Annotated in this window: 15 protein-coding genes and 1 pseudogene; 8 read left to right on the top strand and 8 right to left on the bottom strand. The window is 62.8% G+C overall.

Features of this window, described 5'->3' with window-relative positions:
- Positions 1-39 precede the first annotated feature (39 nt).
- Positions 40-537, bottom strand: coding sequence for a single-stranded DNA-binding protein (locus ACWAT4_RS19730; RefSeq protein ID WP_128966369.1), 498 nt, complete (start codon positions 535-537; stop codon positions 40-42).
- A gap of 432 nt (positions 538-969) precedes the next feature.
- Here ACWAT4_RS19730 and ACWAT4_RS19725 point away from each other — a divergent pair, with 432 nt between their 5' ends.
- From ACWAT4_RS19725 to ACWAT4_RS19700, 6 genes are all read left to right on the top strand, one after another.
- Complete coding sequence (locus tag ACWAT4_RS19725; RefSeq protein ID WP_212303871.1) at positions 970-1,743, top strand: outer membrane protein; 774 nt, start codon at positions 970-972, stop codon at positions 1,741-1,743.
- A gap of 250 nt (positions 1,744-1,993) precedes the next feature.
- Positions 1,994-2,671 carry an outer membrane protein gene (locus ACWAT4_RS19720; RefSeq protein ID WP_212303872.1) on the top strand — a complete coding sequence of 226 codons (678 nt, stop codon included), beginning with the start codon at positions 1,994-1,996 and terminating at the stop codon, positions 2,669-2,671.
- Positions 2,672-2,950: 279 nt separating this feature from the next.
- Complete coding sequence (uvrA, locus tag ACWAT4_RS19715) at positions 2,951-5,932, top strand: excinuclease ABC subunit UvrA (RefSeq protein WP_212303873.1); 2,982 nt, start codon at positions 2,951-2,953, stop codon at positions 5,930-5,932.
- A gap of 73 nt (positions 5,933-6,005) precedes the next feature.
- A complete protein-coding gene (locus tag ACWAT4_RS19710) occupies positions 6,006-6,569 on the top strand; it encodes a DinB family protein (RefSeq protein ID WP_212303874.1) in 564 nt (187 codons plus the stop codon).
- A gap of 18 nt (positions 6,570-6,587) precedes the next feature.
- Complete coding sequence (locus tag ACWAT4_RS19705; protein ID WP_212424647.1) at positions 6,588-7,238, top strand: HAD-IA family hydrolase; 651 nt, start codon at positions 6,588-6,590, stop codon at positions 7,236-7,238.
- A gap of 109 nt (positions 7,239-7,347) precedes the next feature.
- A complete protein-coding gene (locus ACWAT4_RS19700) occupies positions 7,348-8,268 on the top strand; it encodes a nucleoside hydrolase (RefSeq protein ID WP_449731156.1) in 921 nt (306 codons plus the stop codon).
- A gap of 7 nt (positions 8,269-8,275) precedes the next feature.
- On the opposite strand, the gene ACWAT4_RS19695 is transcribed toward ACWAT4_RS19700, so the two are convergent.
- Entirely contained in the window at positions 8,276-9,214 is a 939-nt protein-coding gene (locus ACWAT4_RS19695) for a YVTN family beta-propeller repeat protein (protein ID WP_212300742.1), read from the bottom strand.
- Between the two features lie 2 nt (positions 9,215-9,216).
- Positions 9,217-9,783, bottom strand: a complete 567-nt coding sequence (locus ACWAT4_RS19690) for an SRPBCC family protein (protein WP_212424645.1) — start codon at positions 9,781-9,783, stop codon at positions 9,217-9,219.
- Positions 9,784-10,239: 456 nt separating this feature from the next.
- Here ACWAT4_RS19690 and ACWAT4_RS19685 point away from each other — a divergent pair, with 456 nt between their 5' ends.
- Positions 10,240-12,312 carry a DUF1217 domain-containing protein gene (locus ACWAT4_RS19685; protein ID WP_449731155.1) on the top strand — a complete coding sequence of 691 codons (2,073 nt, stop codon included), beginning with the start codon at positions 10,240-10,242 and terminating at the stop codon, positions 12,310-12,312.
- A 12-nt stretch (positions 12,313-12,324) separates the two neighbouring features.
- Here the strand turns inward: ACWAT4_RS19685 and ACWAT4_RS19680 are convergent, their stop codons facing one another.
- The 5 genes and pseudogenes from ACWAT4_RS19680 to ACWAT4_RS19660 form a co-directional block, all read right to left on the bottom strand.
- Positions 12,325-13,122, bottom strand: coding sequence for an AAA family ATPase (locus ACWAT4_RS19680; protein WP_212300745.1), 798 nt, complete (start codon positions 13,120-13,122; stop codon positions 12,325-12,327).
- Between the two features lie 76 nt (positions 13,123-13,198).
- A pseudogene (locus ACWAT4_RS19675) lies at positions 13,199-13,606 on the bottom strand (AAA family ATPase); the annotation flags it as partial.
- 111 nt (positions 13,607-13,717) lie between these two features.
- On the bottom strand, positions 13,718-14,578 hold the full coding sequence (locus ACWAT4_RS19670; protein ID WP_212424643.1) for a PCC domain-containing protein: 861 nt from the start codon (positions 14,576-14,578) through the stop codon (positions 13,718-13,720).
- A 9-nt stretch (positions 14,579-14,587) separates the two neighbouring features.
- Positions 14,588-16,195 carry an acyl-CoA synthetase gene (locus tag ACWAT4_RS19665; RefSeq protein ID WP_212424642.1) on the bottom strand — a complete coding sequence of 536 codons (1,608 nt, stop codon included), beginning with the start codon at positions 16,193-16,195 and terminating at the stop codon, positions 14,588-14,590.
- A gap of 105 nt (positions 16,196-16,300) precedes the next feature.
- A complete protein-coding gene (locus tag ACWAT4_RS19660; RefSeq protein ID WP_212300748.1) occupies positions 16,301-16,798 on the bottom strand; it encodes a hypothetical protein in 498 nt (165 codons plus the stop codon).
- On the opposite strand from ACWAT4_RS19660, the gene ACWAT4_RS19655 reads away from it, so the two are divergent.
- Complete coding sequence (locus ACWAT4_RS19655) at positions 16,797-17,303, top strand: hypothetical protein (RefSeq protein WP_449731154.1); 507 nt, start codon at positions 16,797-16,799, stop codon at positions 17,301-17,303. The two genes, ACWAT4_RS19660 and ACWAT4_RS19655, sit on opposite strands and share 2 nt — an antisense overlap.
- Positions 17,304-17,351 lie beyond the last annotated feature (48 nt).

The following is a 17,351-nucleotide window of genomic DNA, read 5'->3' as shown; positions in this document are numbered from 1 at the left end:
CGCGAGCAGGCAAAGGTCGAAGCGAAGTCTCGCTTCGCGTCAGAATGGGATGTCGTCGTCCATATCGTTGTTGCGACCGCCGCCGCCAGCGGCCACTGCACGGCGCGGTGCACTGCTGACGGGCCCGGACGAGCCGAAATCGCCGCCCGGCTCGTCGCCGAAGCTGCCGCCTCCTCCGCCACCGCCGCGACCGTCAAGCATCGTCAGCGTGGAGTTAAAGCCCTGCAGCACGACCTCGGTGGAGTACTTCTCGACTCCGCTCTGGTCAGTCCATTTGCGCGTCTGCAGCGCACCCTCGATGTAAACCTTGGCGCCCTTCTTCAGGTACTGCTCGGCAACTTTGCAGAGACCTTCATTGAAGATCACGACGCGATGCCATTCGGTCTTTTCCTTGCGCTCGCCGCTGTTCTTGTCGCGCCAGGTCTCGGAGGTCGCGATGCTCAGATTCGCAATCGGCCGCCCGTCCTGGGTACGGCGGATTTCCGGGTCCTTGCCGAGGTTTCCGACCAGAATGACCTTGTTGACGCTTCCCGCCATCGCCGCTCTCCACTCCGAATGCCACTGAATTTCAAAAGGCGCGCCCGCGCTGCCGCCTGTTGGCCGACCCTATACGCTTACGAGCGCCGATCGGCCCGCCGCGCCCTCGGTTATCCCCACATATAGCATCGACCCGGGATTTGTTCCAGATTTGTTCCTAGGGAAACTGGAGCCGATTTTGCGCGCAACGCGTTCTTGATGTCGCTATTCACTATGCGATGAATTGGAACTCTACCGAGTTCCCAAAAACACCAAAAACCGCTTAACATTCATCAACTTGTACGCCCTTCGATTGATCGGCAAGTGTTGCATTCCAGAGACGGACTCCGCCCCAAGATGGGCGTAGGGTTGCCCCGAAATTGTTCATTTGGGCGTCGCGCCTAACTGACCGCTCCGGGGACCTTTGGAGCTGTCGACATTGGGGAGACTGCAATGAAGAAAATTCTGTTCGGAACAATCGGTATCGTTGCGTTGGGCATGTCGGCTCCCGCAAGCGCGGCGGATCTGGCGGCACGCCCTTACACGAAGGCGCCGATTGCGGCACCTGCTCCGATCTACACCTGGACTGGCTTCTATCTCGGTATTCAGGGCGGCGGTGGCTGGGGCCGGAGCAACGAAACGTACTTCCTTGCCCCCAATACTCCCGCCTTCGCAGGAACGCAGAACTACGACACCAGCGGCGGCTTCGTCGGCGGCGTTGCCGGTTACAATTGGCAGATGGGCGCCTTCGTTGTTGGTCTTGAGGGCGATTATCACTGGGCCGACATCAACGGTCGGTCGTCGGTGATCAATGTCGGTCCGCCGAACCTCGGCGACTCCTATGCCACCAAGCTACGCGGCTTTGGAGACATCAAGGGCCGCGTTGGTTACGCTTGGGGACCGGCGCTCTGGTTCGTGAGCGGCGGTGCGGTTGTCGGCGATATCCAGCATCGCTACGACGCTGCCCTCAACGGCGGCGCGGCCAACACTTTCGTCCAGAACGACTGGCGCTGGGGTTGGACCCTCGGTACCGGCGTGGAGTACATGTTCGCTCCAAACTGGTCGGCAAAGGTTGAGTACAACTACATCGACCTCGGCAAGAGCACGATTCAGTACGCCGCAGTGCCGGCGACGAATCGCTCGGAGTGGAACGACACGATCCACACCATCAAGGCCGGCGTGAACTACCACTTCAATTGGGGTACGCCCGTCGTCGCGAAGTACTGATCGATACAAGTACTGATCCACCCGGAATTATTCAGGAATAGAAGGCCGGCCTCCCGCCGGCCTTCTTGCTTTTTGTTCCCAATGGGAACCATAGGTCAGCGTCTATTACATTTTGTATCCGTTGTGGCTTTTGAGAGACACAACTTGCAGCTTCAGTGGTGTAAGCAAGGCATAAGTTGGACCACAGCGTCCGATGCTGCTTCCGACGCACGGAAGTCAAAACAGAAACTGGGACTGGGATTTGTTGAATATGAAGAAGATTTTCTTGGCTTCGGCCTGTCTGCTCGCCCTCACTGGCGCCGCTTCGGCTGCCGATCTGGCTGCGCGCCCCTACACCAAGGCTCCAGTGGCCGTGGCCTCGGTCTACAACTGGACCGGATTCTACCTCGGTATCGTCGGTGGTGGCGCCTGGGAAGCCGCCTCTGGTGACCCGAAGATGAAGGGTGGGTTCGTCGGCGGCACCGCCGGCTACAACTGGCAGACCGGCAACGTCGTGTTCGGCGTCGAGGCTGATGGCGCCTGGGCTGACGTCAGCGCCTCCGCCGCGGGCACCGTTCCTGGCTTCGGTGTCGTAACCGTGAGCTCGAAGACCGACGCGATGGGCACCGTGCGCGGCCGCATCGGCTACGCCGTCAACAACGTCCTGTTCTACGGCACGGGCGGCTACGCCTGGATCGACAACAAGATCAGCCTCTCCGCACTCGGCGTGTCCGTGTCGGACAGCAAGTGGCACTCCGGCTGGACTGTCGGCGCAGGCGTCGAGGCATTCTTCGCTCCGCAGTGGTCGGTCAAGGGCGAGTACCTCTATCGCAGCCTGGGCGGCGAGACCTACTTCTCGGGCGCTCTGCCCTCCGGCACCATCAACTTCCACACCGTGCAGATCGGCGTGAACTATCACTTCGGCGCACCGGTGGTCGCAAAGTACTAATCGTCGCGACCGACGTCACATCGTTACGAAAGGCCGGCCTTGCGCCGGCCTTTTTGTTTTCGAGGGCACGCTCCCACCGCTGTTCCACGGGGCTTCCTGCTGCCAAGTCCCGCCAGCGTGCCAACAATCCGTTGACGATTCGCAAGTCCCACTGGAAATCCGTCTCCGTTCTTCCTACGTTCGCTCGCATACCCATTGGCGCCGATCCCGGTTCCGGGCAAAGCGCGCCTTTACGTCGGCGCGATCGCGCACCTTTGGGATTCCTTGAGGGCAACTCGGATGGATGAAGTGATCAAGGCGAAGCGCCAACAGCAGAACGCGGGCTCGAGCCTGCGCGCAATTACGATCCGCGGCGCGCGCGAGCACAACCTCAAGAACATCGACGTCGAGATTCCCCGCGACAAGCTGGTGGTTTTCACCGGCCTCTCCGGCTCCGGCAAATCCTCGCTCGCCTTCGATACCATCTACGCGGAAGGCCAGCGCCGCTACGTCGAGTCGCTCTCGGCCTATGCGCGCCAGTTCCTGGAGATGATGCAGAAGCCGGATGTTGACCAGATCGACGGTCTGTCGCCGGCGATCTCGATCGAACAGAAAACGACGTCGAAGAACCCGCGCTCGACCGTCGGCACGGTCACCGAGATCTACGACTACATGCGCCTGCTCTGGGCGCGCGTCGGCGTGCCCTATTCGCCGGCCACGGGACTTCCGATCGAGAGCCAGACCGTCTCGCAGATGGTCGACCGCGTGCTGGCGCTGCCCGAGGGCACCCGCCTCTATCTGCTCGCCCCCGTCGTGCGCGGCCGCAAGGGCGAGTACCGCAAGGAGCTCGCCGAATGGCTCAAGAAGGGCTTTCAGCGCGTCAAGATCGACGGCACCTTCTATGAGCTCGCTGAGGCGCCGACCCTCGACAAGAAATTCCCGCACGACATCGACGTCGTGGTCGACCGCATCGTCGTGCGCGCCGATATCGGCCAGCGCCTCGCCGAAAGCTTTGAGACGGCGCTGAAGCTCGCCGAAGGCCTTGCCGTCATCGAATATGCCGATGCACCTTCTGCCGCCGCTGCGCCTGCCGAAGAGAAAAAGAAGACCGCAAAAATCCACGACAAGAGCGGGCCCGAACGCATCCTGTTCTCGGAAAAATTCGCCTGTCCGGTCTCCGGCTTCACCATCCCCGAGATCGAGCCCAGACTCTTTTCGTTCAACAACCCCTATGGCGCGTGCCCTGCCTGCGGCGGCCTCGGCGTCGAGCAGCATGTCGACGAGGACCTCGTCATCCCCGACAAGGAGCTCGCGATCGGCAAGGGCGCGATCGCGCCCTGGGCCAAGTCGTCGTCGCCCTATTACACGCAGACGCTGACGGCGCTCGGCAAGCACTACAAGTTCACATTGACCACAAAGTGGAAGGATCTGCCGAAGAAGACGAGAGACGCGATCCTCCATGGCTCCGGCGAGGACGAGATCAAGTTCTCCTACGAGGACGGCGTCCGCTCCTACGACACCAAGAAGCCGTTCGAAGGCGTCATCACCAACATCAACCGCCGCTACCGCGAAACCGAAAGCGAGTGGGCGCGCGAGGAGTTGGCAAAGTATTTCCACGACGTGCCCTGCGGCGCCTGCAACGGCTTCCGTCTCAAGCCCGAGGCGCTCTGCGTCAAGGTCGGGGCTAAGCATATCGGCGAGATCTCCGAGCTGTCGGTGAAGAGCGCCGGCGCCTGGTTCGAGACGGTGCCGGCCGCGCTGAACGCGCAGCAGAACGAGATTGCCGGGCGCATCCTCAAGGAGATCCGCGAGCGCCTGACCTTCCTGCTCGATGTCGGCCTCAACTATCTCACCCTCTCCCGCTCCTCCGGCACGCTGTCCGGCGGCGAGAGCCAGCGCATCCGCCTGGCCTCGCAGATCGGCTCGGGCCTGACGGGCGTGCTCTACGTGCTGGACGAGCCCTCGATCGGCCTGCACCAGCGCGACAACGCGCGGCTGCTCGACACGCTCAAGCGCCTGCGCGATCTCGGCAACACCGTGGTCGTGGTCGAGCATGATGAGGATGCCATTCGGCTCGCCGACTACGTGCTCGACATCGGCCCCGGCGCCGGCATGCATGGCGGCAACATCGTCGCCGAAGGCACGCCCGACGAGATCATGCGCAACCCGAAATCGCTGACCGGCAAATATCTCACTGGCGAGCTCGAGGTCGAGGTGCCGGAACGGCGCCCGCCGAACCATCGCCGCACCATCAAGGTGGTGAACGCGCGCGGCAATAACCTCAAGAACGTCACCGCGGAAATTCCGCTCGGCCTATTCACGGCCGTCACCGGCGTGTCCGGCGGCGGCAAGTCGACGCTTCTCATCGACACGCTCTACAAGGCCATCGCGCGCAAGCTCAACGGCGCGAGCGAAGGCGCCGCCCCGCATGACCGCATCGAGGGCCTCGAGCATATCGACAAGATCATCGACATCGACCAGTCGCCGATCGGCCGCACCCCGCGCTCGAATCCTGCGACCTACACCGGCGCCTTCACGCCGATCCGCGAATGGTTCGCAGGGCTCCCCGAAGCCAAGGCGCGCGGCTACGAGCCCGGCCGCTTCTCCTTCAACGTCAAGGGCGGCCGCTGCGAGGCCTGCCAGGGCGACGGCGTCATCAAGATCGAGATGCACTTCCTGCCCGACGTCTACGTCACCTGCGACGTCTGCAAGGGCAAGCGCTACAACCGCGAGACGCTGGAGGTCCTGTTCAAGGGCAAGAGCATTGCCGACGTGCTGGACATGACCGTCGAGGAAGCCGCCGAGTTCTTCAAGGCGGTACCGCGCGTGCGCGAGACCTTCCAGACCCTGCACCGCGTCGGCCTCGACTACATCCATGTCGGCCAGCAGGCGACGACCCTCTCGGGCGGCGAAGCCCAGCGCGTCAAGCTCGCCAAGGAGCTGTCGAAGCGCGCCACCGGCCGCACGCTCTACATACTGGACGAGCCGACCACCGGCCTGCACTTCCATGACGTCAAGAAGCTGCTGGAGGTGCTGCACGAGCTGGTCGCGCAAGGCAACACGGTCGTCGTCATCGAGCACAATCTCGAGGTCATCAAGACCGCCGACTGGGTCATCGACCTCGGCCCCGAAGGCGGCGACGGTGGCGGCGAAATCGTCGCCTGGGGCCCGCCCGAGGACATCGTGAAAGCGCAGCGGAGCTATACGGGCAAGTTTTTGGAGCCGGTGTTGAAGAAGGCAAGGAAGCCGAAGCGGCGAAGCACGAGCGAAGCGGCGGAGTAGGAGCTTGGGCCGTACGGCGGATTAGAGAAGCGTAATCCGCCACGGGTCGATCAGGATCCGGGAAGGGACCGACATGTCCGCAGGCCTCGTGCAAACTTATCGCGCCTTCGCCCACAACAATGCCTGGGCGAACCATCGCCTGCTCGCCGCCTGCGCCGCGCTATCCCAGGCGGAATTCGAAGCCCACCGCACCGGCTTCTTTCCAAGCCTGCAACGTACGCTAAACCACATCTACATCATCGACCTCTTCTACATCGATGCGCTGGAGGGTGGCTGGCTCGGACCGGCAGCCTGGAAGAACGAGGTGCCCTTTCCTGCCCTCGCCGCGCTGAAGCCTGCCCAAGCCGCGATGGACAAGCGCCTGATTGCCATCTGCGACGCACTGACACCCTCAGGGCTCAATGACATCGTGAAGGTCAACCGCGATACGCGCGTGCAGACCGAGCGGCGCGACCGGCTGCTGATGCATCTCTTCCAGCATCAGATCCATCATCGCGGGCAGGCGCACGCCATGCTGTCCGAAACGTCAGTCGCACCGCCACAGCTCGATGAGTTCTTTGCAGAAGGAGAAGCGCCGCTTCGGGCCTCCGAGTTCGCCGAACTTGGGTGGACCGAGGAGACCGTGTGGAACTCCTAACGGCGCGATTTCTCCTCCATGCCCTTCTCCCTTGCCATCTTCGACCTCGACGGCACCCTCGTCGACAGCTTCCCCTGGTTCCTGCGCACCATCAACGACGTCGCAGATCGCTTCGGCTTTCGGCGTGTCAGGGATGAGGATGTCGAAGGGCTGCGGCATGCGTCGACGCGCGAGATCCTCAGCCGGCTCGAGGTGCCCGTGTGGAAGCTGCCGGCGATCGCGCGATATGCGCGGCGGCTGAAGGGCGAGGCGGCGGGGGAGATTTCGCTGTTTGCGGGCGCCGAAGCGATGCTGCGGACGCTCGCGGACAGCGGCGTACAGCTGGCGCTGGTGAGCTCCGACAGCGAGGCCAATGCGAAGACCAAGCTCGGCGAGGCCGCCGCGCTATTCTCGCATTTCGACTGCTCGGCATCGGTGTTCGGCAAGCCCGCGAAATTCCGCCGGGTGATCCGGCGTGCCGGCGTCGAGGCGGGCAAGGTCATCGCGATCGGCGACGAGGTGCGCGACATCGAGGCGGCGCGCGCAGTGGGGATTTCCTGCGGCGCAGTCAGCTGGGGCTATGCCGCGCCGGCGGCGTTGCAGGCGCTTGCGCCCGATCACATGTTCGCGCAGATGGATGAGATTGCGGGCGTGGTCTGCCGCCTTGTAGGGTGGGTTAGCGAAGCGTAACCCACCACTTCGATCGCGCGTGGCATGGTGGGTTACGCCTTGCGCCCTCGTGTGCTGAAGCACCGCGCGTGTGATCGGCTAACCCACCCTACTCTCACTTGGAGAGCTCATGACACTCACGGACGCAGCCCGCCTCAAACTCCTGGAACCTCCCGTCGGCAAGGTCCGCGTCGTGCTCGACACCGACACTTATAACGAGATCGACGATCAGTTCGCGCTGGTGCAGATGCTGCTGTCGCCGGAGCGGTTCGACGTCGAGGCGATCTACGCCGCGCCGTTCTTCAACCCGCGCGCGGACAGTCCCGGACACGGCATGGAGCTGAGCTATCAGGAAATCCTGCGTCTGCTGGAGCGTCTGAATGTCGCGCCGGATGGTCTGGTTCATCGCGGCGTCACCGACTATATCGGCCCCGGCAAGGCGGCGCAGACGGCGCCCGCCGTTGACGACCTCGTGGTCCGGGCGCGCACCGGTTCCGCCGAAAATCCGCTTTTCGTCATCGCCATCGGCGCCATCAGCAACGTCGCCTCGGCCCTGCTCAGGGCGCCTGACATCATCGACCGGATCGTAGTGGTCTGGCTTGGCGGCCATGCGCTGGAATGGCCCGATACCGTCGAGTTCAACCTCAAGCAGGACGTCGGCGGCGCGCAGGTGCTGCTTGACAGCGGCGTGCCACTCGTCCTAGTGCCGTGCAAGGGCGTTACCTCGCGCCTGCACTCGACGGTGCCGGAGATCGAACGCTACGTCGAACCGCACGGCGGCATCGGCGCGTTCCTCGCGATGCGGTTCAAGGAATATTCGTCCGACCACATGGGCTGGGCCAAGGAGATCTGGGACATGGCGCCGGTCGGCTGGCTGCTCGATCCGATGTGGGCACCGAGCGTGATCATCCCCGCCCCCGTTCTCACCGATCAGATGACGTGGAGCATCGACCGAAGGCGGCATCCGATCCGCTACGTGACCTACGTCGATCGCAACCCAATCCTGAGGGATTTTTTCGTGAAACTGCGGGAATTCGCCGCGTCGAAATAGCGCTGCCCTACTCCGTCTTCCGCAAGAACGCCCCGAACGCGCGCGGGCCGTCGCCGGTCTTGACCTCGCCGATCACCTTGAGGTCGGTGGCATCGATGATATCCAGCGTGTTGCTCTCCCAACAGGCGACGATGATGCGCTTGCCGTCGGCGGTCGCATTGATGCCTTCGGGGTAATCGCCGACATTGATGCGCTTGATCGGCTTCAGCGTCGCAACGTCGAACACGCTGACCGTGCCACCATATTGATCGGTGACGAAGCCGCGGCCGAGCGTCAGCGCCACGGCATAGGGCCGCATCCCGACTGGCACACGGCCGATCTCGCGTGCCTCCGCGATGTCGATCACGGAGACGTCGTTGGAGCCGACATTGGCGGTGTAGGCGCGCTTGCCCTCGGCATCGATGGTGACACCGAACGGGCGCGTGCCGACCTTGATGACCGCCTTGCGCTCGCGCGTTGCGGTATCCACCACCGAGACGCTGTCGTCGTCGCGGTCCGCCGAGAGCAGCAGCTTGCCATCAGGCGTCACCGCGAGCCCCGATGGCGAGGCCCCGACGGTGATGCTGGCGGTGACGCTGCGCGCCCCCGCATCGATCACCCGCACCGCAGCCGCGTACCAGTCGGCGACATAGACTGTCTTGCCGTCGGGTGTCACGGCGATGCCGAGCGGCCCACCGCCGACCTCGATGCGGCCGGCGACCTGCCGTGTGGCGGCGTCCACCACCGTCACCGCCTTGGCATCGGGGCTCGTCACATAGGCAAAGCGGCCGTCCGCGGTGACGGCAACGCCCGCCGGCTTGCCGCCGATCGGGATGGTCGCGACGCTGCGCGACGTGGCGAGGTCGACGACCATCAGGTCGTCGCTGAGCTGGTTGGTGACGAACGCCTCTTCCGCCGAGGCGTTCGCGACGCTGGCGGCGAGCGCCGCCAGGACCAGGACCCGCACGGTCAGCTTCCGCTCTCGATCTTCTTCTTCAGCGCTTCGAGGCCGGTCTGATACAGCCCCTTCACCGCCTTGACCGAGGCCTCATCGCTCAGCTCTGGCGGCGGATCGTTGTTCGGAAAGCCGCGATAGAACGCGCCGGCCCATTCCAGCGTTGCACCCTTGCCGTCGGCGCTCGGCGTCACCGTCAGCGTCGAGGAATAGTTGTTGACCGGCAGCACCTTCACGTCCACGGCAGTGATCCGGTATGAATAGGTCATGGCGGCGGCGTCAAACTTGTAGAGCTCCTCGTCGACCGTGGCACCTCCCGTCAGGGTCAGCCGCCGCGTCGCGCCGATCTCATTGCCCTTCTCGCCCTCAGTCTTGGTAACCGGCGGCAGCCAGCTCATATCCTGGAAATTGCCGATCACTGCCCAGACCTTGGCCGCCGGCGCATTGATCTCGATGGATTCCCGCACCTTCTGCCGGGTCGGGCCATGCGCCCTGGCCGGGACAAAAGCCGCCGTCAGAGCCATCCCCGTCACTGCAAGCACCGCCACCCCGGCGATCGCACGACCGATCGTCTTCCTCATCTCGTTTCCTCATCCTTTCACCAGGCGCGACTTGAGGCGCGCTAAGGGCATCGTAACGCATTTTTGGACCCTGGGGAGACTGCTTCGTGGCGACGGCGTGGCGGCAATGCTGCCCGCGGCCTAGAAGCCCATGCGTTGCCCGGCGGGCAAGGCGCGCCAGACGATGGTCAAATGGGTCCAGAGCGAATACTTCGCTTTACGCGAATTCGGAAATACATCATGTCCCGGGCATTCCAGGGAAAAGAACCTCCTCCCACATCTTGCTTGCGGGAAGCTTGCCGGAGAGATGCATCCGATGCGGCGCTTGGACGCAAGCGACACCTAAGGTTGCCACTCAGAATCGCAGTAATGAATTGAAACAATGTTTCTGAGTGCTGGCATGAAGCCAGCCCCTGCCTTGCGACCCGGCAATGATTGACGGACGTCCAGGACCCGCCGAGCCGTCAGGAATTCCCCATGGTGTCCACCTACTTCAGCTACAGCTACGTCGCGCGCAATCTCACGCAGTCTCTGACGCGGGTGGCGCAGCAATCAGACGTATCGCGCGAAGTCCTCTACTACAAAGCCAACATCGGCAAGGTGCGGACCGTCGACGACCTGATGAACGACTATCGCCTGTATCATTACGCGACGAAGGCCTTTGGCCTGGAAGACATGGCCTATGCCAAGGCCTTCATGAAGAAAGTGCTGCAGAGCGATCTCACGGACTCCAAGGGCTTTGCCAATACGCTGATCGACAAGCGTTACCGGGAGTTTGCCGCGGCCTTTTCCTTCGCCAGCGGTGAAACGAAGGTCGCGCAATCGGAGAACCAGACCGACGACATGATCGGACTGTACACGGCGGCCATGAAGAGCAACGTCGATGCAGTTGCCGCCGACACGACATACTACAATGCCAAGATTGGCAGCGTGACCAGCGTCGACGAGCTTCTCAACGACGATCGTCTTCGCAACTATGTCGCGTCGGCTTTCGGGATCGATCAGAGCAAGTGGCCACGCGACACGATCAAGCAGGTCCTGTCCAGTGACCCATCCGACCCGAACAGCTACGTCAATGTCACCTTCTCGTCCCAGCTGGATGGCCTCAACGTCCAGCTAGCTCAAGCCAAATCGGATGCAACCGACGCCAGCACGAAGATCGCCGACTACACGGCTCAACTGTCGCAACCCGGCGCTGACGTCGATCAATTGAACGTCCAGATATTGGTCGAAAGATACCGCCTGCAGTCCGCCGTGAGCAGCATATCAAGCACCAACGACGCCATCGCGATGACGGGCCGGTTCATGAACCTGGCCGGCGCGTTCGAATTTTCGCCCGACGGATCGCTTCCACCAGGCACCTCCGCGCAGACCGGTGCAAACCTCGCAAGCACGAACCAGAGTTTCGACAACAGCAAGTCGGCTGTTTATGCAGCGGCAAGTCCGCTGCAGGAAGCCTTGGTCATCGGGCAATTCAGAAAAGCCATTCCCAATGTGAATACGCTGCAGGCGCTGGTGTCCTCGCCCGTCGCGTATAATTTCGCGCTGGCAGCAGTCGGCCTCGACCCTACACAAGTCTCGCAGTCCACCGTGAAGGCTGTGCTCGAAAGCGACCTCAACGACCCCAAGAGCTATGTCTATACGCTCAAGGACGATCGATACGTCAAGCTCGCGCGTGCGTTCAACTTCGACGCCAAAGGCAATCTGACGACACCCCTGGCGGCCCAGGATTCGGCCGAAATCCTCGATATCGCGAAAGACTACGTCATCGCGAAATTGAAATCTGCAAGCACGCAGGACCAGGCGAAAGTCAAAGCTCAAGCCCAGAAGGAAGCGACGGACTATCAACAGTCGATTGGCACCATCAAGAGCGTTTCCGATCTGCTCTCAAACAGGAATCTGGTCGACTTCATTCTGGTCGCCAAGGGTCTGGAGCCTGCGAACGTGAGTACCGCCTATCTCAAGAAGATCTTCGCCTCCGATCTCAACGATCCCAAGAGCTTCGCGAACACGGAGAGCGATCCGCGTTTTGCCGAGATCGCGGCGTCGTTCAATTTTGACAGCAAGGGCAACGTCGCGCGACTTGCGATGATTGGCCCGCAAAAGCGCGATCAATTTCTCGCAACGCAAAAGAACTATCTCGAGCAGAGCCTGGAGCAACAGCAGGGGGATACAAATCCCGGCGTTCGTCTGGCGCTGTATTTCCAGCGCATGGCGGGACACGTCACGTCCGCTTACGACATCCTAGCCAACAAGGCCCTTTCGGAAGTATTTCGCACCACCTTCGATCTGCCTGACCAGATGGCTTCGATGCAGATCGATCAGCAAGCCAGGATCGTGGAAAAATACCTCAATCTCAAAGATCTCGGCGATCCCGCGAAAGTTTCAAAGCTGCTCAGCCGTTTCTCGGCCATGTACGACGCAAAGAACGCCAGCCAGACCTACTCGCCCGTGCTCGACCTCTTCCAAGGATCGAGCTCGACAGGGATATCGGGCTTTAATGAATCGACCTATCTGGCCATGACGAAAATGCGCGCCAGCCCGTGGTGATCGACCGCTCACTTATTCCGCCAGCGTCGCCTCGACGAAGCCGCGCGGGTCGGCGCAGAACTCTCGCATGACCCGATAATGATCAGTCTGCTCGACCGTTGTCGGTTCGAGGCCATATTTGCCGAGTCGAAGCAATTGCGCATTGGGATAGGCCATCAGCAGCGGCGCGTGGGTCGCCATGATGACCTGACAATTGCCGGAGAGATCCATGCGATGCAGCAGCTTGAGAAAGTCCATCTGCCGCGCCGGCGACAGCGCCGATTCCGGCTCGTCGAAAATGTAGATGCCCTGCTTCTGGCAGCGCTCCTCGAAGAAGACCAGAAAGCCCTCGCCATGCGAGAAGGAGAGATAGTCCGGCGCTTCCTGAACGCTCGCACCAAACACGCCTTCCATGGCTGTCGCTGCATCTACCGCCGAGCGGTCCAGATAACGCGCGACCGAAAAGAATGTCTCCGCCCGAAAGAACCAGCCGTCGGTCACCTTCGGCACCCACGCAGCCCTCAACGCAGACGACAGCTCGTCGCCGGTGATCTCGATGCCGCCGCCGTCGAGCTCATGAAAACCCTTGCGCCCGCCGATGCTCGCAAAGCCGGCCATCCCTGCGATGCCTTCGAGGATAGTCGACTTGCCCGTGCCATTCTCGCCAACGATGATCGTAACGGCGGCGTCGAAGCTGTGGTCGAACTCGTCCCTGAACACCGGAAGGCAGAACGGATAAGCCTCCCAGTCTTCAACCCGTGCGCGGTCGAGCCAGACGCGCCTCAGATAGGGCGCACGCAGCGTGGTTTGTCGGCGTCTTTTCCTGCTCATTTGCTCTGCCCCCTATTCATCCTGCAGCGCGGCGTCGATGAACCCCGCAGGATCTTCGCAGAATCCCGAACGGGTCATCCAGCGCGGCCTGATCGAGGTATCTCGCGACCGAAAAGAAGCTTTCGGCACGAAAGGACCAGCCATTGGTGATCTTGGGCAACCAGCTTGCGCGCAGCGCCTTCGACAGCGTCCCACCCATCTTTTCGAGCGCCATGGAGTGATCGACCGGCCTGTAGCCCTTGCCGCCGCCTGCTTCGTCGTAGCCGGCGAGCGCTGCAATCCCCTCCAGGATGGTAGACTTGCCCGTGCCGTTCTCCCCGACAATGATCGTGATGGGCGTGTCGAAGCTGAACTCGAAATCGTCTGCGAAGATCGGAAGACAGAATGGATAAGCGTCACGATCGCCAACCTGCGACGGATCGAGCCAGACCCGTTTCAGGTATGGCGCCGGCAAATTGATCGTCCGATTGCCCCTTCGACCCATATGACCCCTCCGCCGATCCCCAACTCGGGTTCCATGTCGTCGTTGGAACATACCAGGAACACCGGAGATAGGAAAGTAGCAATGAGGAGCGGCAGCACGCCTCAGTCGTGGTTAGCCGACAGGCTCCAGCACCAGCTCCATGGTCATTAGCACGGGATTGTCACCGCGAACCAAGCCCCCCTCGGCTATGCCACCGGTGTAGTCGATGAGGGCGACGTCGAGCGCGGCCTCCAGCGCGCCGGACCCTCCCGGCGCGATCGTCCCGGCGGCGATCGCAAGCTCCGTGGCAAACGGTTCGGTCGTGCCGCCATGGGTGAAGCGCGCACCGATGGTCGAGCCGACACCGCCGTGGATTTTGGCGTGCGCAATGCCGTGCGCCTTGCAGAAGGCTTCGAGGCAGCCAGCAAAATCCTGGTTGGGACGCAGCCGCAGCGCGAAAGCGCGGCTGCTCGTGCGCGCACCCGTGCTCGCGGCGGCGACAGGCCCGAACAGCTTGAAATTGGTCTCCGGGTCGGGCTCGGCGGTGAACATCGCGCCATCGATGCCGAAGGCCTGGACCTCGAATGGCTCGGCAACAACCGTCTCGTCCGGCAGCATGTGGCCGCCGCTGGCCTTGCCGTCCGCCTCGGTCCACAGTCCGTGGCAATGAAAGAACGGCGCACCGTCGCGCGTGCCGAGCGTCATGCTGCCGAGCCGCGTACGCGTCACGCCCGCGGGCCGATACGTGTCGCTGTAGAACGCGGCATTCTCGCCGGTCTTCGACAATGCCGGCATCACATAGGCGAACGGCCCAAGCGCCCCGCTGCCGAAATTCAGGACGCCGCCCGCAAAGCCCTCCGCCGCAAAGCCGCGGCGCGCGGCTTCCAGCAGCGGCAGGCCTGCTTCAAGCGTGAACGAGAAGGCACGCCCCCTCGCCTCGACCCACTGGATGCGTTCGGCGACAGCTGCGCCCGGCTGCTTGATCGTCCGCATCACCGACGCTCAGCCTGTCTTGGTCTGGTCGAGATCGAGCAGCCCGCGCGCCTCGAGTTCGTCGCGCACCATGCGCTTCGGCACCTTGCCGTAACCGGATTTCGGCAGCGCCTCCCAGAAGAAGAACCGCTTGGGCATCTTGTAGCGCGGCACCTTCGGCGACAGGAACGCCGCCATCTCCGCTTCGCTCACCGGCTTCGCGCCGTCGCGCGCGACGCAGACGGCGACACCGACCTCGCCCCAGGTCGCATCGGGCACGCCGAGCACGGCTACCTCGCCGACTCCGGGATGGGTCAGGATTTTTTCCTCGATCTCGCGCGGATAGATGTTGGAGCCGCCGGAAATGTACATGTCCGACGCGCGTCCCGTGATGTAGACGAACCCCTCCTCATCCATGTGACCGAGATCGCCGGTCCGGAACCAGCCGTTGCGGAATGCCTTCGCATTGGCTTCCGGATTGTCGTAGTAGCCGGCGAGCACCGCAGGCCCGATCACGCAGATCTCGCCGCTCTGGTTCGCCTGGAGCTCGCGGCCCTCGTCATCCTGGATCGAGACCTGCATGCCGGTCCGCTCGAAGCCGCAGGTGCCGATCTTCGCGTGCGGGCCATCCTCGGGATCATGCAGCGCCGCCGGCAGTACAGTGATGTTGCCGGTGACCTCACCGAGGCCGAAATACTGCACGATGACCTTGCCGAGCTTCTTCAGCGCAGCCTTCTGGTCCTCGCGATACATCGGCGCGCCGGCATAGATCACGTGACGCAGCGAGGAATGATCGTATTTGTCGACCGCGGGATGCTCGATCATCATCTTCAAAATGGTCGGCACCGTGAAGAGATTGCCGACCCGATGCCTTTCGATCAGGCGGAACGCCTCGTCGATGTCGAATCTCTCGGTCGGCAGCAGCACGGTGCAGACGCCGCGCGCAGTCTGCACCAGCTGATGCACGCCGGCGCCATGCGAGAGCGGCGCCACCACCAGCGACGCATCCGCTTCTGTGACACCGGGGGTGAGATCGGCGAGATGATTGGTGACGACAAAGCCCATCTGGCCGTGGGTCAGCACCGCGGCCTTGGAGCGGCCGGTGGTACCGGACGTGAAGAAGAACCAGCAGGGATCGTCGTGCTCGACCGCGACGTTCTCGACCACTTGGCCTGCCTGCGAGGCTATGGCGTCAGCAACCGAGCGCTCGCCGAACGAGGCCTTGCCGTCGATGCTCCAGGTGAATTCCAGTGCACTTCCTTTCACCGCCGCCGCGTGCTCGGGAAAATCGACATGGCAGAGAAACGCCTTCGCGCCGGAGGCCTGCGCAAGATAGGCGACCTCGTCAGGCATCAGGCGGAAATTGGTGGGCACCCAGACCGCGCCGAGCCGGAACGCCGCAAACATCGAGACAAACATCTCGTTGCCGTTCTTGGAATGGACGAGAATGCGGTCGCCTTTGGCGATGCCGCGCGCAGCAAGCGCCGCCGCCAGCGCCGAAACCTGCGCATCGATTTCGCGCCAGGTCCAGGATTTGTCACCCCAGACGAAACCTGGGCGCAATCCATGCCGCCGTGCATTCTGGGTCAGCATGTAGGCGAGATTCATGACGCGGCGGGACATGCGGAGCGGCTGCATCGGGCTTCCTCTTCGACGGCAGACAGCACGCAAGCCATCTGCTCATTGCAGCCCATTTATCGCCATCGAACGCGGCCCTGCAAGGCCACGATCCGCGCACCTGCCCTACGGTTTCCTGAATTCGAACGGCGTCGCCGTGATCGCCTTCTCCTTGACGCAGACCTGCGCGCCGAAACCGCCGCAATAGCTGCCATGCAGGTCGAAGCGGATGACACGCGCCGCGCCGCGCTTCATCGGCGGTGCCACGATGGCGTAGCTGCGGACATAACCGTCGAACACAGCACGGACGCTGCCGTCCGGCCACGTCACCAGAATGTCCAGCACACAACCGCCAGTCCCGCAATAGGTGCTCTCGCGCTCGCCACACTTGGTTTCGCGGAAATCGACGATGTAATCGTCGCGACCGTCACCGGTCAGGTCGATCTTGCGCACCGTATCCGGCGCGAAGGTCACCGCACCACCGCCCTGGCTGTCGCATTCCTCATTGGCGTAATGTAACGCCTTCTGCACGGCAGGTGGATAGTCGGCGGGATTGAACGGCTTGGCGTGGTCAGCACGCGCGGCGGCCGTGAGCATCGTGAGCAGGACGAACAGATAGCGCATGCGCGTTGGTCGCCTGCGCGGTCGCAATCGTTCAGGGAATTTTAAACATGATCGGCGCAACTTCCATCAGTTGTCGCGTACAGAGTGTCCCATCATGGTCAAAGCGCCCGCCTTTCTCCTGCTGTCGCTGGCGCTTGCCGGATGTGCCGTGGCCCCGCAAGCGCATTTGGCTTCAGATCCCGCCTTCAGGCCCGCCCGCTACGCCTGGGATGGCGCTGGCGAAGATCCCAATCGACCACATACCGCCGCCCAGCCGTCGCGAGCAGCGCGCACAGCCGACGCATCCGAGCGAGCCAAGTCGCAGGCCGGGCTTCAGCCCTATTCGAAGGAATGGTGGCAGGCCCAGGACGGCATCGAGGCCGAGCAGGACGCCAAGGTCAATCGCTCCCTGGTTATCTGCCAGGGCTGCCTCCGCCCGAAACAACCGCCGGAAGATTCGCGGCTCGCCAAGGCGGTCGATGGAACCGAACTACGCCTCCGCCGCTCTACTGAGATACCGCGCTGACGTGGCCATTCCGGCCTATCGTCGCGTGCCAACATCTCAGGGACGAAC

Source organism: Bradyrhizobium sp. T-1 (assembly GCF_053592855.1).
This window is presented reverse-complemented; position numbering and strand designations above follow the sequence as displayed.